The 14,546-nt window shown below is 65.7% G+C and carries 13 protein-coding genes; 9 read left to right on the top strand and 4 right to left on the bottom strand.

What is annotated here, in order from left to right; genetic code table 11:
- Window positions 1-73 precede the first annotated feature (73 nt).
- Complete coding sequence (locus tag GVL61_RS16890) at window positions 74-892, top strand: SDR family NAD(P)-dependent oxidoreductase (protein WP_159981830.1); 819 nt, start codon at window positions 74-76, stop codon at window positions 890-892.
- Window positions 889-1,440, top strand: a complete 552-nt coding sequence (locus tag GVL61_RS16895; RefSeq protein WP_235037748.1) for a nuclear transport factor 2 family protein — start codon at window positions 889-891, stop codon at window positions 1,438-1,440. Before GVL61_RS16890 ends, GVL61_RS16895 begins: the two co-directional genes overlap by 4 nt.
- Before the next feature lies 1 nt (window position 1,441).
- On the opposite strand, the gene GVL61_RS16900 is transcribed toward GVL61_RS16895, so the two are convergent.
- The 4 genes from GVL61_RS16900 to fdhD all read right to left on the bottom strand — a co-directional run bounded on the left by GVL61_RS16900 (window position 1,442) and on the right by fdhD (window position 4,853).
- Window positions 1,442-1,813 carry an EthD domain-containing protein gene (locus GVL61_RS16900; protein WP_159981831.1) on the bottom strand — a complete coding sequence of 124 codons (372 nt, stop codon included), beginning with the start codon at window positions 1,811-1,813 and terminating at the stop codon, window positions 1,442-1,444.
- A 73-nt stretch (window positions 1,814-1,886) separates the two neighbouring features.
- Window positions 1,887-2,585 (bottom strand): hypothetical protein, encoded by a 699-nt coding sequence (locus GVL61_RS16905; protein ID WP_159981832.1) that lies wholly within the window; start codon window positions 2,583-2,585, stop codon window positions 1,887-1,889.
- Window positions 2,586-2,591: 6 nt separating this feature from the next.
- Window positions 2,592-3,803 carry a toxic anion resistance protein gene (locus GVL61_RS16910; protein WP_159981833.1) on the bottom strand — a complete coding sequence of 404 codons (1,212 nt, stop codon included), beginning with the start codon at window positions 3,801-3,803 and terminating at the stop codon, window positions 2,592-2,594.
- 90 nt (window positions 3,804-3,893) lie between these two features.
- Window positions 3,894-4,853 (bottom strand): formate dehydrogenase accessory sulfurtransferase FdhD, encoded by a 960-nt coding sequence (gene fdhD / locus GVL61_RS16915; RefSeq protein ID WP_235037749.1) that lies wholly within the window; start codon window positions 4,851-4,853, stop codon window positions 3,894-3,896.
- Window positions 4,854-5,258: 405 nt separating this feature from the next.
- Here fdhD and accD point away from each other — a divergent pair, with 405 nt between their 5' ends.
- From accD to GVL61_RS16950, 7 genes are all read left to right on the top strand, one after another.
- Window positions 5,259-6,107: an acetyl-CoA carboxylase, carboxyltransferase subunit beta gene (accD, locus tag GVL61_RS16920; protein WP_159981834.1), complete on the top strand. Its 849-nt coding sequence runs from the start codon at window positions 5,259-5,261 to the stop codon at window positions 6,105-6,107.
- A complete protein-coding gene (gene accB / locus GVL61_RS16925) occupies window positions 6,104-6,553 on the top strand; it encodes an acetyl-CoA carboxylase biotin carboxyl carrier protein (RefSeq protein ID WP_159981835.1) in 450 nt (149 codons plus the stop codon). Before accD ends, accB begins: the two co-directional genes overlap by 4 nt.
- A 13-nt stretch (window positions 6,554-6,566) precedes the next feature.
- Window positions 6,567-7,919, top strand: a complete 1,353-nt coding sequence (gene accC, locus GVL61_RS16930; RefSeq protein ID WP_159981836.1) for an acetyl-CoA carboxylase biotin carboxylase subunit — start codon at window positions 6,567-6,569, stop codon at window positions 7,917-7,919.
- Between the two features lie 129 nt (window positions 7,920-8,048).
- Window positions 8,049-8,996: an acetyl-CoA carboxylase carboxyltransferase subunit alpha gene (locus tag GVL61_RS16935; protein ID WP_159981874.1), complete on the top strand. Its 948-nt coding sequence runs from the start codon at window positions 8,049-8,051 to the stop codon at window positions 8,994-8,996.
- 218 nt (window positions 8,997-9,214) lie between these two features.
- Window positions 9,215-11,836 carry a DUF1592 domain-containing protein gene (locus GVL61_RS16940; protein ID WP_235037750.1) on the top strand — a complete coding sequence of 874 codons (2,622 nt, stop codon included), beginning with the start codon at window positions 9,215-9,217 and terminating at the stop codon, window positions 11,834-11,836.
- Window positions 11,833-13,173, top strand: coding sequence for a DUF1552 domain-containing protein (locus tag GVL61_RS16945; RefSeq protein ID WP_159981837.1), 1,341 nt, complete (start codon window positions 11,833-11,835; stop codon window positions 13,171-13,173). Before GVL61_RS16940 ends, GVL61_RS16945 begins: the two co-directional genes overlap by 4 nt.
- Window positions 13,166-14,530, top strand: a complete 1,365-nt coding sequence (locus GVL61_RS16950; RefSeq protein WP_159981838.1) for an ankyrin repeat domain-containing protein — start codon at window positions 13,166-13,168, stop codon at window positions 14,528-14,530. Before GVL61_RS16945 ends, GVL61_RS16950 begins: the two co-directional genes overlap by 8 nt.
- Window positions 14,531-14,546 lie beyond the last annotated feature (16 nt).

A 14,546-nucleotide genomic window follows, 5' to 3' on the forward strand; every position in this document is an offset into this window, starting at 1 on the left:
CCCCAATCCGCAGCCGCGATAGCACCTTGGTAAAGCCCGCAGAGCAATCCCTAAAAGCGGACAAGGAGAGAGCATGAGCACCGCACCGGCAGCGCCTCAAGGAACCGTAGTCATTACCGGGGCAGCCGGCGGCATGGGCCGTCCCGCCGCTCAGCGATTCGCCGCGCAGGGCCGCCCGCTCCTGCTGTGCGATCTCGACGCCGGCAGACTCGAGAAACTGGCCGAGGAACTGCGGCCGACTGCCGGCAAGGTCGATATCCTGGCGACCGACATCGCCGCCGCCGACTTTCCCGAGCAGATAATCGCCGCTTTGAACGGCTCGCCGCTTTCTGCCGTGGTGCATACCGCTGGGCTGTCGCCGACGATGAGCGACGGACCGCGCATCTTCGCCGTCAATTATGAAGCCACCGAAAGACTTGTCGCCGCGCTGCTGCCGCGCTTCGAGGCAGGCGGGTGCATGGTGCTGATCTCGTCCGTCTCGGCCTACATGCTGGCCGATACTGCCCTGCTCGGCGCAATCCGCAATTTCGTCCTGAACGGCGACCGCACGGGTATCGCCCAGCACATGGACAACCCCGGCATGAGCTATGCGGTCTCCAAGCGCGCGGTGATCGGCCTGGTCGAGCGCGAAGCACCAGCCTTCGGCGCACGCGGCCTGCGCATCGCCTCCATCGCGCCCGGTTTCATCGACACCCCGATGGGCAGGGCCGAAGCCGAAGACAACGCTCAGCTTCGCGTCATGATCGGCATGGTCCCGCAAGGACGCATGGGCCACGGCGACGAGATCGCCTCGGTCGCGGAGTTCCTCTGCTCGCCTGCTGCATCCTATGTCAGTGGCTGCGACATCCGGGTCGATGGCGGGATCATCGGCCATCTGGGGATGCGGCCGTGACCGACATCGAAAACCTCATGGCGACGGTAGCCTACCTCAAGGATCGACAGGATATCCAAGACTGTATCGTGCGCGAATGCCGCGCGCGCGATCGGCAGGACGTCCTGCAGATCGCGTCCTGCTGGTGGGACGACGGCGTCGACGAACACGGCGCAGTCGTCACATTCGCCCCGGATTATCCCGAACGCGCCAATGCCGGCCACCGCGGCGCCTTCCACATGACCAGCCACAACATCACCAACCACCTTTGCGAGATCGACGGCGAAGTGGCCTATTGCGAAAGCTACGTGGTGGGCGGGCTATTCTGGAAGGACTCCTCCAAAACCTCGATCGCCTTCGGCCGCTACATCGACCAGCTGGAAAAGCGCGGGTCGGAGTGGCGGATCAAGACCAGGCGCTGCACCATCGAGATGACCGCCGATGCCGACCCGAGCTGGGTCTTCTCCGATGCGGTGAAGGGGTTCCTCAAGCCGCAGTGGAGCAAGGACGACCCCTCATACGAACGACCGATCGCATGGAAACCCAAGGAAGAAGGGCTACGCTGGTAACTCAGCCCTTCCCGAAGTCAGATTCCCGCTCGGTCACCGTGGCTATGCGGAAAGCGGCGCGATCGAACAGGTTCCGCTCGTCCGCGATGATCTCGTCCGGCATCAGGCTGGTGGTGATATATGCCAGCGTGCCGCGGTAGACCTTCTCGTCCTCGAACCACAGTTCGGTGATGACGTCGGGACCATCAGTGAAAGCGCCGGTTTCAGGATGCGGCTGCGGGTCGATGTAGCGGCGAATGTAGCGGCTCACACCGCTGGAATATTTCTCCGCCAGAGGGGCATGCCGGGTCTCGTAATATTCCCGAAACGCCTCGACGGAGATGTCCGCACGCTTCTTCATGAACAGCAGAATCTTGTACGTTTCACCCGCCATGGCCAGCCTCTCCCGATCGTTGGGCAGGCAATAGCACGCTGGCCCGGCCTTCGTGCGCCGCCACGGCGATCAGCTACTCCGAATCCAGGTATTTGACCTCAAGGAAGCGGCGGCGGGTCGCCAGAGCGTCGACGTCGCCCTGCGAGAGGTCTTCGCTCATCGCCTCGATCTGGTCGGCGATGACGGAAAGCCCGTCGACCAACTGCTCCGACGGGCTGGTGCCGCCTGCCCCCGCCTTGCCGCGCAGCGCGGCGGGGATGCGGGTGTAGCTGTCGACCATCGAGGGCAGGTGCTCGGCCAGAAGCTTGCGGACCTCCATCGCGGCGGGTCCGCGCTCATCCAGAACGGCCAGCTGCGGAGCAAGCTGTTCAAGGCGGACGCCGATCATGTCCACGGCATCGACGGCGGCATTGGGAAGCGCGCGGCGCTTGCCCTCCAGCCACAGCTCGGTCGAACCGGCGAGTTCGGTCAGGCTGGCGCTGTTCAGATCCTCGACGTGCGTGCGTGGAGTCGCCGGATAGATCGACAGCACAGCGAACACCGCCGCGCCCAGAAGGAGCGTCAGCATCGTCGCCGTGAACGACACACCGCCCAATGCCAATGCCGCCACCAGTCCGGCGATGTAGATGCCCGCCATCGCCAAGAACGCGCGGCGCAGGCGGCGGCCGCGATGCCGCCACTGCTCCTTGCGGGCATTGTAGAGCCGGATCGAACGCTGCCGCCGCGCGGCGCGCACGATCTCCTGGGAAACGCGTGCTGGAATCTGTGCCATCGCCGGTTAGTCCAGAGCCTCCAGCAGCGACTTGGCCGCCGCGCCGTCGCCTTGGGCCAGCCCTTCGGACTGTCCTTGCGCGCGGGCGATGTAAGCCTTGGACTTGCCGACTTCGCCTTCGAGTGCAGTGACCGTCTGCTTCATCGAATCGAGTGCCTTCAGCTTGAAGGTATCGATCGAATCCATCGTATCGTAGATGTTCTGGAACGCGCGGCTCAGCGTCTCCAGCGGGATTGTCGAGTTTGCCGCCTGTTCGTGGATGCGCGCGGTATTGTCCTTCAGCATCTGCCCGGTGGCGTCGATGATGCTGGCGGTGGTGGTGTTGAGCGCGGTGATCTGTTCCAGCACCAGCTTCTGGTTGGCCATCGCCTGCGCAACCGTTACCGCAGTGCGCAGCGCACCGACCGTCGTGGTCGAAGCCCGGTCGACCCCCTTCACCAGTTCGACGTTGTTCTTCTTCACAAGGTCGAGCGCGAGGTAGCCCTGAACCGAGACCGCAAGCTGCGTCAGCAGGTCCTGCGTGCGCTGGCGGACATAGAACAGTGCGGATTCGCGCAGCGCCTTGGCCTTGGCCGGATCGCTATGGTCGAGATCGTCAGCCTTTTCCTCCAGCGCAGTGTCGAGCGCGCGGGACATGAAGATCATCTGCTCCAGCTTGCCCAGCGCCGCCCAGAGGTTCTGGCGCTCCACGTCGATGGCGGCATTGTCCATCAGCAGCTCGTCCTTGCCGCCCTGAAGCCGGGCAAGGATTGCGCTGATGTGGCTTTGCGAGCTGGCATAGCTGTCGAAATAATTGCGCAGTTTGCTGCCGAAAGGGATCACCCCGAACAGCTTGCGCGGCGCCATCAGGTTGCCCTGACGGCTGGGATCGAGCGCCTCCACCGTGCGACGCAGTTCGGCAAGATCGGCGCCGACGCCCTCGTCCTTGCCCATGGCGCGCACCGGGCGATCGAGGAAGCGGTTGGAATGGCCCGAGGCTTCGGCGATTTCCTTGCGGCCCATGTTGGTGAGCTGGTCGACCCGGCGGCCGAACTCGGGCGAACTGGCATCCTGCGATACGAGGTCCGCCACGAACTCCTCGACGCGCACCTGCAGCTTGGACTTTGCCTCGTCACCCACCGGGACCAGTCCTGCGGCCCGTTCGGGCTGGACGGTCGGCACCGGATCGGGCGGCGTGAGCTTGAGTTCGCCTGCAGTATCGGTGGCGGTGGTTGCCATTGTAAGCCTAATCCTCGTGAAAAACCCGGATGGTGCGAAACTTATGTGTCCGCCCGCGCGACTACAAGGAAAACCGGACCGTCCGGCGCGTCACTCCTCGACGAACGACGGACCGGGATCGACGATGAGCATCGAATCGTCGCGTGCCACGACCGCCAACGCCAACCCGGCTGCTCGGGCACGGCGCACGGCAAGGTCGGTGGGGGCCGAAATCGTCACCAGCAGCGGGCACCCGGCACGTACCGTCTTTTCGACCAGTTCGTAGGAGCAGCGCGAAGTCATGATAATGAAACCATGACCGGCGTCGATATCTGCCCGCGCCAGTGCGCCGACCAGCTTGTCGAGCGCGTTGTGGCGTCCCACGTCCTCGCGCAGCAGGAGGACGTGACCCTCCTCGTCGCAGAAGGCGGCGGCGTGGGTAGCGCGGGTGCGGCGGCCCAGCGCCTGCCCTTCGCGCATGGCCTCCAGGCCGCGCTTGACCGCCTTCGGCGGCGCTTCGGAGCGGCGTACCAGCATCGGCAGGGGCCGCAGCGCGGCTTCCACACCCTCGATCCCGCAGATACCGCAGGAACTGTCCCCCACCCGCCGCCGTGCCCGTTCAAGGATCGGCCCAAGGCGTTCGGGCGGCAGGTTGACACGTGCGACGTAGCCGGTGCCCCATTCGCCGTTTTCGGTGGCGTGAAGTGCGACCTCGCCCACCTCGCCCACCAACGCCAGCCCTTCGGCCATAAGGAAACCAGTGACGAAATCGGCCAGGTCGATCGGAGTCGCCATCATCACGGCATAGGCGATGCCGTTGGTCTCGATCGCGATGGGCGCCTCCACCGGGACAGAAAGGGCATCCTGCTTGCCCGCTGCCTCAGTGTAATCACTGCGCCGCGCCGTGATCGGGACTGCGCCAGTAGTCTGCGTATCGTCCAGCGTTCGCGCTCCTGTCCTGCCCGGTTCATGTCGGGTCAGCTGCGCCGAATGGCAAGCACGTTCCGGCGGTCGGCCAGCCCCGTTGAAGAGGTCCAGGACGGGTCGAGGGCAGTAAAGTCGCATTTTCATGAAATCCGCGCGGCGCGAGCTTGTCGAGGCGCCGCACCGCCGCTTCGGTCGACGAATTTCCACAGCCAGTGTCAGACGCGCAACCCAGTCTAAAATGTATCCAATACTACGATAAAATTCGATTATTCTCCTAATTTTCGCTGATTACACATCCAATCCATCCGTCCACATCGCTCCTGCGCTACGCCCCGGCGATGCTCCCGAACCCGACTTGCCCACAGCCAAGCCCGTTTTGCCTTGCGGCCACCACGAGGATTCCTCTAATGGGCCCGCCTCGTTCCGGCACCGGCACCTTGGAAAAAGGGCAACCGGGTCGCCTGCCGGACGTGTTCGAGACGCGGCCCGACAAGGGTATTTGGCCTAGTCTCGTCGCCCCTTATACTGCAGGATTGGTACGAAACCGTAATGAGTTGGCTCAGCAAGGTCCGCAATTCACTCTCCGGTCTGGCGAAGAGCGATACCCCGGACACCCTCTGGATGAAGTGCCCAAGCTGCGGCGAAATGCTGTTCGCCAAGGACTTCGAGGCCAACCTTTCCGTGTGCACCAAGTGCGAGCATCACGGCCGCATCGGCGCGAAAGCTCGCTTCGACCAGTTGCTCGATGCCGGCTATACCGTGTTGCCCACCCCCAAGGTGCCTGAGAACCCGCTGAATTTCCGCGATACCAAGAAGTATCCCGACCGTCTCAAGGCTGCCCGCGCCGCCACCCCCTACCCCGATGCGCTGACCAATGCGCTCGGCACGATCGAGGGCACGAAAGCGGTACTCGGCGTGCAGGACTTCAAGTTCATGGGCGGCTCGATGGGCATGGCCGTGGGCGAGGCCTTCGTGGCCGGCGCCGACCGCGCCATTGCCGAGAACTGTGCTTATGTCATCTGCACGGCTGCGGGCGGCGCGCGTATGCAGGAGGGCATCCTGTCCCTCATGCAGATGCCCAAGACCACTGTAGCCACCCGCCGGCTCGCCGCTGCGGGCCTGCCCTATATCGTCGTCCTGACCGATCCCACCACCGGCGGCGTCACCGCCAGCTACGCCATGCTTGGCGATGTGCAGATCGCGGAACCCGGCGCACTCATCGGCTTTGCCGGGCAGCGCGTGATCCAGGACACGATCCGAGAAAAACTCCCCGACGGCTTCCAGCGCGCCGAGTACCTCCATGCCCACGGCATGGTCGACATGGTGGTCCATCGCAAGGACCTCAAAGGCACGCTGGCCATGCTGCTCGGATATCTTGCACGAAAGGAAGTCGCGTGAATATCGATAGCGCCCTGGTTCGCGAACTCGCCGAACTACTGGCCGAAACCGGCCTGTCCGAAATCGAGGTCGAGGACGGCGAACGCAAGATTCGCGTCTCGCGCCAGATGATCCAGCAAATGGCGGCGGCTCCGGCTTTCGCTGCTGCGCCGCTGGCCGCTGCCCCTGCAGCAGCGCCTGCCGCCGCCGAAGCCGCGCCTGCCGCTGCTCCGGTCGATGCGGTCAAGTCGCCGATGGTCGGCACCGTCTACCTCGCCGCAGAGCCGGGCGCCGCCGACTTCATCTCGGTTGGCAAGGCCGTGAAGCAGGGCGATGTTCTCCTCATCGTCGAGGCCATGAAGGTCATGAACCAGATCACAGCGCCCAAGTCGGGCACCGTGACGGCAATCCTCGTCGACAACCAGCAGCCGGTCGAATACGATCAGCCGCTTGTCGTGATCGGCTGAGAACGGGACTGACATGGCCATCAAGCGCCTCCTGATTGCCAATCGCGGCGAAATCGCACTGCGCATCCACCGCGCCGCTCGCGAGATGGGCATCGAGACCGTCGCGGTCCACTCGACCGCAGACGCCGATGCGATGCATGTGCGCCTGGCAGACCACGCGGTCTGCATCGGCCCGCCCGCCGCGAAGGACAGCTACCTCAACGTCGCCGCGATCATATCGGCCGCCGAGATCACGCAGGCCGACGCGATCCATCCCGGCTACGGCTTCCTTTCGGAAAACGCCCGGTTCGCCGAGATCGTCGAGGCGCATGGCCTGGCCTGGGTCGGACCCAAGCCCGAGCACATCCGCACGATGGGCGACAAGGTAGAGGCCAAGCGCACCGCAGGCGCGCTGGGTCTTCCGCTGGTCCCCGGGTCCGACGGCGCGATCGAGGACTTCGACGAAGCCCGCGCGCTGGCCGAGACCATCGGCTATCCGGTGATCATCAAGGCAGCTTCGGGCGGCGGCGGACGGGGCATGAAGGTCGTGCAGAATGCCGAAGAACTCGAAAGCCAGATGGGCCAGGCCCGGTCGGAGGCGAAGGCCGCTTTCGGCGACGCCACCGTCTACATGGAAAAGTACCTCGGCAACCCGAGGCACATCGAATTCCAGATCTTCGGCGACGGCAAGGGCGCGGCTGTCCATCTGGGCGAGCGCGACTGCTCGCTCCAGCGCCGCCACCAGAAGGTGCTGGAAGAAGCGCCCTCCCCGGTCATCACCCCGGCCGAGCGCGACCGCATGGGCGGCATCGTGGCGAAAGCCATGGCCGATATGGCCTATCGCGGCGCCGGCACCATCGAGTTCCTCTGGGAAAACGGTGAGTTCTACTTCATCGAGATGAACACCCGTCTGCAGGTGGAGCATCCGGTGACCGAGGCGATCACCGGCGTCGACCTGGTGCGCGAACAAATCCGCATCGCCGACGGCCAGGACCTCGCCTTCACGCAGGACCAGATCGAGTTCAAGGGCCATGCCATCGAGTGCCGCATCAACGCTGAAGATCCGTGGAACTTCACTCCTTCGCCGGGGCAGGTCACGGGCTATCACGCAGCGGGCGGTCTCAACGTGCGCGTCGATTCGGGTCTCTACACCGGCTACCGCATCCCGCCGTACTACGATTCGATGATCGGCAAGCTGATCGTATCGGGGCGCAGCCGCAACGGCGCTATCATGCGCCTGAAGCGCGCGCTGGAGGAGATGGTGATCGACGGCGTCAAGACCTCGATCCCGCTGCACCAGGCGCTTCTGGAGGACCCCGAGTTTCAAGAGGGCGACTACACGATCAAGTGGCTGGAAGACTGGCTCGCCAAGCGGGCAGCCGGTTGAGTTCGCGGGGCAGGCACAGCGCCCGCCCCGCGCGTTTCGTCATCCTGAAATCGTTTCAGGGCGACGGTTAAGTGAATGCAATGTGGTGTCGTCTTCCATAGGGGAAACGACGGTACGGACTGGATGAGCATGATTTCGTTCCTGGACTTCGAAAAGCCTATCGCCGAGCTGGAAGCGCGCATCGCGGAGCTGCGCGCCACCGCCGACGGCAGCGACCTCGACATCGACAGCGAGATCGGCAAGCTTGCGAAGAAAAGCGCGGGGATGCTGATGGCGACGTATGCCAGGCTCACCCCCTGGCAGAAGACGCAGGTTGCCCGCCACCCGCAGCGCCCGCACATGGTCGATTACCTGCGCCTCATCTTCACCGACTTCGTGCCGCTCGCCGGCGACCGCACCTACGGCGAGGATGCCGCGATCATCGGCGGCCTGGCTACCCTCGACGGACGCAAGGTCATGCTCATCGGCCACGAAAAGGGCCATGACACCCCCAGCCGCATCAAGCACAATTTCGGCTCGGCAAAGCCCGAAGGCTACCGCAAAGCGATCCGCCTGATGCAGATGGCGAGCAAGTTCGGCCTGCCGGTCGTGACGCTGGTCGACACCGCCGGTGCCTTCCCCGGCATCGAAGCGGAAGAGCGCGGCCAGGCCGAAGCCATCGCCCGTTCGACCGAAGCCTGCCTAGCGCTTGACGTGCCGATGGTAGCAGCGATCCTCGGCGAAGGCGGCTCGGGCGGCGCGGTCGCCATCGCGGCCGCTAACAAGGTGCTGATGCTGGAACACTCGATCTACTCGGTGATCTCGCCCGAAGGCGCGTCCTCGATCCTGTGGCGCACCTCCGACAAGGCGGCCGACGCAGCCACCGCGATGAAGGTGACCGCGCAGGACCTGCTCGCCCTCAAGGTGATCGACGCCATCGTGCCCGAACCCACCGGCGGCGCTCACCGCGATCCCGCTACCACGGCCCGCTCGCTGGCCGATGCGCTGGGCCGCGAACTGTCTACTCTGGCAGCCTATACCCCGGCGGAAATCGTCCGTCAGCGCGAAGACCGCTTCCTGGCGATCGGCTCGCTGTAAAAGTTTAATTCCTCCCCGAGCTTGCTCGGGGAGGAACCAGGGTCAGCCTCCCACGCCCCGCCCTGCTCTAATAAATGCAGCACCTCGTCCATTTAATGGCAATGGACGGCAACACCCCCGCTCGATAGTCCAAAATCCCGACAGCAACCCCGCCACAGCGGGACAGGGCAAGCCGGAACTGCGCGGACGCAGGCCGGAAACGGGGTCGGGCATACATCATGAGCCTTTCAAGGCATTTCAATCTCGGCAGGCCGAGTCTGGCTCAAGGCGCGCTCGCACTGAGTGCGCTGGTCACCGCAGCCACCGTCTACGCGGCCACGCAGGACGGCCTGGCTGAAAGCGCCTCGCAAACCAACGCTCAGGCGAACATGAGCCCCATGCAGCAGGCCGCTTTCGTCGAGCCGATGCTGGGCGAATACTGCTCGCGCTGCCACAACGACATCGACAACGTCGCCGACCTCTCGGTAGAAGACCTCAAGGCCGACGACCTGCGCACCGGCGCCCATTCCGACGAGTGGGAAAAGATCCTGCGCCGCGTCGCCGCCGGCGAAATGCCGCCCCACGGCAAGACCCAGCCCGCCCCCGAAATGCGCGCCGCTTTCGTCAACTGGCTGGACACCTCGCGCGCCGGCTACCTTGCTGCCAACCCCGATCCCGGCCACGCCGCAATCCGCCGCCTCAACCGCGTCGAATACGCCAACGCAGTGCGCGACCTGCTCGCCCTCGACGTCGATTTCAGCCGCGAACTTCCCGCCGACAACTCGGGCTTCGGGTTCGACAATATCTCCGACGTGCTGAGCGTCTCGCCCACGCTGATGGAACGCTACGTCGCGGTAGCGGGCAAGGTCGGCCGCCTCGCCACCGGCCTCACCAGCCGGCGAGAGATCGTGACCACCTGGCAGGTACCCAAGGACGGCTCGGTGCAGAATTCCGGCGTGCCGGCGTGGAACGAACGCGCCGGCGCCGATCTCCCGCTCGCGTCTCGCGGCGGGTACGCAAACCGGTATTACGCCCGCCACGACGGGGAATACGAGATCACCGCCTGGCTCAATTCCAACAGCAACAACGAAACCGACCGCATGGTCGAGGACAAGGTATCGCTGCGCGTGCCGATGAAGGCAGGCTCGCACGTCGTCGCGCTCTCGTTCCGCCGCACGGTGGCCCCGTCCGAGGCGGTGCAGGTGCTGCACAACGATACCGACAAGGTGCCCGTGCCCCTTGAGGCGCCCCGGATGCTCCCGCTCGACGTCTGGGTGGACGGCAAGCTGGCAAAGACGCTGAGTGTGCCCAGCTACCGGATGCACCAGCGCTACTCGCAGCAAAACTTTCCGCGCGATGTGCTCCAGGTCGACGTTGCCGGGCCGTTTGGCGCCGCCGGCATCCCCGACACTCCCAGCCGCCGCGCCGTGTACTTGTGCAAGCCGCGCAAGGCGAGCGAGGAGGAAGCCTGCGCCACCCGCATCGTCTCCGCCCTCGCCCGCCGCGCGTGGCGGCGCCCGGTCGGCGGCTTCGACATCGCCCCGCTGATGCGAATCTACGCCGCCGAGCGCAAAGCCTCCGACTTCGAACAAGGTGTCGAGGCCGCGCTGGAAGCCGTGCTCGTCTCGCCCGAATTCCTCTTCGTGGTGGAGCGCGATCCGCAAGGCGCCATGCCCGGCAGCGTCGCCCGCGTCTCCGATCTGGAACTCGCCACGCGCCTGTCGCTGTTCCTGTGGAGTTCGATCCCCGACGAACGCCTGCTGACCCTCGCCGAGCAGGGCAAGCTGGCCCAGCCCGCCGTGCGTGACGCCGAGATCGCCCGGATGCTCGCCGACCCGCGCGCCAAAGCGCTGACGACGAACTTCGCCGGCCAGTGGCTGTACCTGCGCAACCTCGACCAGCAGCGCCCGGACATCGACGTCTTCCCCCAGTTCGACACCCGCCTCAAAGCGGCGATGGCGACCGAAACCGAGATGTTCTTCACCGATGTCCTGCGCGCCAACCGCCAGCTGCTGGACTTCATCTCGGCCGACTACACCTTCCTCAACCAGCGCCTTGCCCAGCACTATGGCATCCCCGGCGTATCCGGCCCGGCGTTCCGCCGCGTCAACCTCGACCCCGCATGGCACCGGGGCGGCCTGCTGGGGCAGGCGAGCATCCTGACTGTCACGTCCTACGGCAACCACACGTCGGTGGTGAAGCGCGGCAAGTGGATTCTCGACAACATGCTCGCCGCCGCGCCGCCGCCGCCGCCGCCAGACATTCCCGCGCTCAAGACCGAGCATGACGGCCGCCAGCTGACCGCCCGCCAGCAGCTCGAAATGCACCGCATCAACCCCACTTGCGCGGCCTGCCACGTCAAGATGGACCCGCTCGGCTTCAGCCTCGAGAACTTCGATGCGGTGGGCGCCTGGCGCACCGTCGATGCCGGCCAGCCGATCGACGCCGCCGCGACCATGCCCGACGGCGCGAAATTCGAAGGCATCGGCGGCCTCCAGTCCATCCTGATGGACCGCAAGGACGAATTCACCCGCGCCTTCACCGAGCGGCTGATGACCTATGCCCTCGCCCGCGGCCTTACGGCCAATGACATGCCCTCGGTTCGCGCCATCTCGGCGGACGCTGCAGCCGACCAGTACCGCATCCAGAGCGTGATCCGGGGTATCGCTGCCAGCCCCGCCTTCACCCTGCGCCGCGTGCCGGAGCGCTTCAAGGCGGCGTTCGGACGCGGGGGCTTCGACAAGCTCAGCCTAAGCGGGTTCGGTAGCAAAGTTCCTCGCAAATCCGTTCAGGCTGAGCCTGTCGAAGCCCTTTCGGCAAGGCGCGTCGCCCCTTCCTTCACCCGGAGCCTAACGCGATGAGAGTGATCCGCCCTGCCCTTTCCCGCCGCACCCTGCTGCGCGGAGCCGGCGCTGCGATGGCGCTACCTTTCCTCGAAGCGATGATGCCCAGCGCTCGCGCCGCCGACGTGGCCTCGCGGCCCAAGCGCCTGCAGGTGTTCTATTCGCCCAACGGCATGACCATGCCCGGCTTCCAGCCCACCGCGACCGGCACCGATTTCACCCTACCGCCAACGCTGGAGCCGCTTGCCCCGCACCGCGGGGACATTTCCGTGATCAGCGGCCTCGGCCATCCGCAGGCCGCTGCGATGGGCGACCGCCCCGCCGGCCACGGCCGCTCGTGCCCCGCATTCCTGACCGGCACCCACGTCAAGCAGACCGAAGGCCCGGACATCCGCGCCGGCGTGTCGATGGATCAGGTGTTTGCGGCGCACCTTGGGGACGCCACCCAACTCACCTCGCTAGAACTGGGCATCGATCAGGCGAGCCTGCTGGGTTCGTGCGACATCAACTATTCCTGCGCCTATACCAACGGTATCTCGTGGCTGACGCCGTCCGTGCCGCTGCCGGTAGAGGCCAACCCCCGCGCCGTGTTCGAGCGCCTGTTCGGCGACGGCGACGTCAGCGACGAAGCCGGGCGCCTCTCCCAGCTGCGCCGTCAGTCCTCGATCCTCGACTTCGTGATGGAAGACACCCGCCGCCTCTCCACCCAGCTTGGTATGGAGGACCGGCGCAAGCTCGACGAATACCTCGATGCCACGCGCGCGATCGAGAAGCGCATCCAGCGCAGCGCATCCTCGCCCGCCACGGGCCAGGCCGCATCGATGCAGCAGCCAGCCGGCATTCCGGGTGACTTCGCCGAACATGTGAAGCTGATGATCGACCTGCAGGTCCTTGCCATGCAGGCCGACATCACCCGCGTGGGCACCTTCATGATCGGGCGCGAACTGAGCAACCGCACCTATCCCGAGATCGGCGTGCCGGATTCGCACCACATGCTCAGCCACCACGGCAATAACCCGGAGAAGATGGCCCAGCTGGCAAAGATCAACCGCTATCACATGGAATTCTTCGCCTACTACCTCCAGCGCATGAAGGAGGTCCGCGACGGCGAAGGCTCGCTGCTGGACCGGACGCTGGTGATCCGCGGGTCTGCCTTCGGCGACTCCAACGAGCATGATTACATGGACCTGCCGGTCGTAGTGGCGGGCGGTCTCGTAAAGCGCGGGCGGCACGTCCGGGTCGAAAAGGGTACGACGATGTCGAACCTGATGCTGGCGGGCCTGAACGCGCTCGACGTGCGGGCCGCTTCGTTCGGCGACAGCACCGCGCCGCTGCGGGAACTGACCGATGCGTAAGGGCGGCGTCCATACGTCGTCCCGGATAGTACTGGCAGCCCTGCTCGCACTTCCCGGCACCGCCCATGCGCAGGCCGCTACCGATGCGCTGGCGCAGGCCATCACTGCGGGCGACGTTCCCGGCGCCCGCGCGGCGCTCGATGCCGGGACCAGCCCGAACCAGCCGCTGGCCTACGGCGAAACCCCGCTTGCGCGCGCCGTCGAGACGCAGGAACCGGCCATGACCGCGCTGATGCTTGAACATGGCGCAAAGCCCGACACCGCCGATGCCGAGGGCCTTACCCCCCTCGCCCTCGCGTGCGAACGTGGCAGCGCTGTGATCGTCGGCCAGCTTCTGGATGCCCGCGCCGACGTGCGTAAAGCCGGGCCGGACGGCACCACCCCGCTTGCCGTCTGCGCCCGCTTCTCCAGTGCGGCAACGGCGCAGCGAATGTTGTCCATGGGCGCGAAGGCGGATGCCCCTGATGCTCGCGGGCAGACACCGCTGATGTGGGCTGCCTCATCCGGCGGTGTGGACGCCATACTCCATCTTCTCAAGGCAGGGGCGAAAGTGAACGGCGTCGCTAAGGAGGGGTTCACGCCGCTGTTCTTCGCCATCGCCAGCGGTTCGGTGGACGCCCCGCGCGTGTTACTCGATGCCGGAGCGGACGCCGCCCATCGCGGGCCGGAGAACACCAGCGCCGTGCAACTGGCGCTATACCAGAAGAACTGGCGCGCAGCCGAGTTGCTGGTGGAACGCGGCCTTGTCGGCAAAGCCGATTTCGCCGAGCATGACCGTAACGGCGAACAGCCGCTCCACGCCGCCGCCGCTGGAGGGGACGAAGCGCTCGTTTCGCTGCTGCTGGCCAAGGGCGCGGACGCCAATGGCCTGACCGGCGCATCGCGCATCAAGTGGGTGACCGAGGCCAACTTCGGCATGCCGCCCGCGCCCGTGCCGCCCACGCCGCCCCTGCTGATCGCAGCCCAGCACGGGCAGGTCGCGGTGATGAAGCGCCTCGTCGCGGGCGGGGCGAACCCGGCCTTCGTTGCGGAGAACGGCGTCAATGTGGTGCTCGCCGCAGCATCTGGCCGCAGCGCCGCTGCGCTGGAGGAAGCACTGGCGCTGGCCCCCGATGCCAATGTCGCCAACGGCAAGGGCGCAACCGCGCTGCATCTGGTGCTAGACGGCGGAATGCACGGCCAGCTTGCGCCCATGCTGCGCGTTCTGGCCGCCCACGGCGCCCGCCCGGACATCGCCAACCAGCGCGGTACCACCCCCGCGCAGATGGCCGAGGGCGGACTTGCAACGGTAAAAGCGGTCTACGATCAAGTCTTTGGTCAAAAAGGCGCGCCCGTGTTAGCGAGTGCCCATCCTTGATTCATAAAACTCGAAC

Origin of the sequence: Novosphingobium sp. 18050 (assembly GCF_902706195.1) — a bacterium.
GTDB lineage: Bacteria > Pseudomonadota > Alphaproteobacteria > Sphingomonadales > Sphingomonadaceae > Novosphingobium.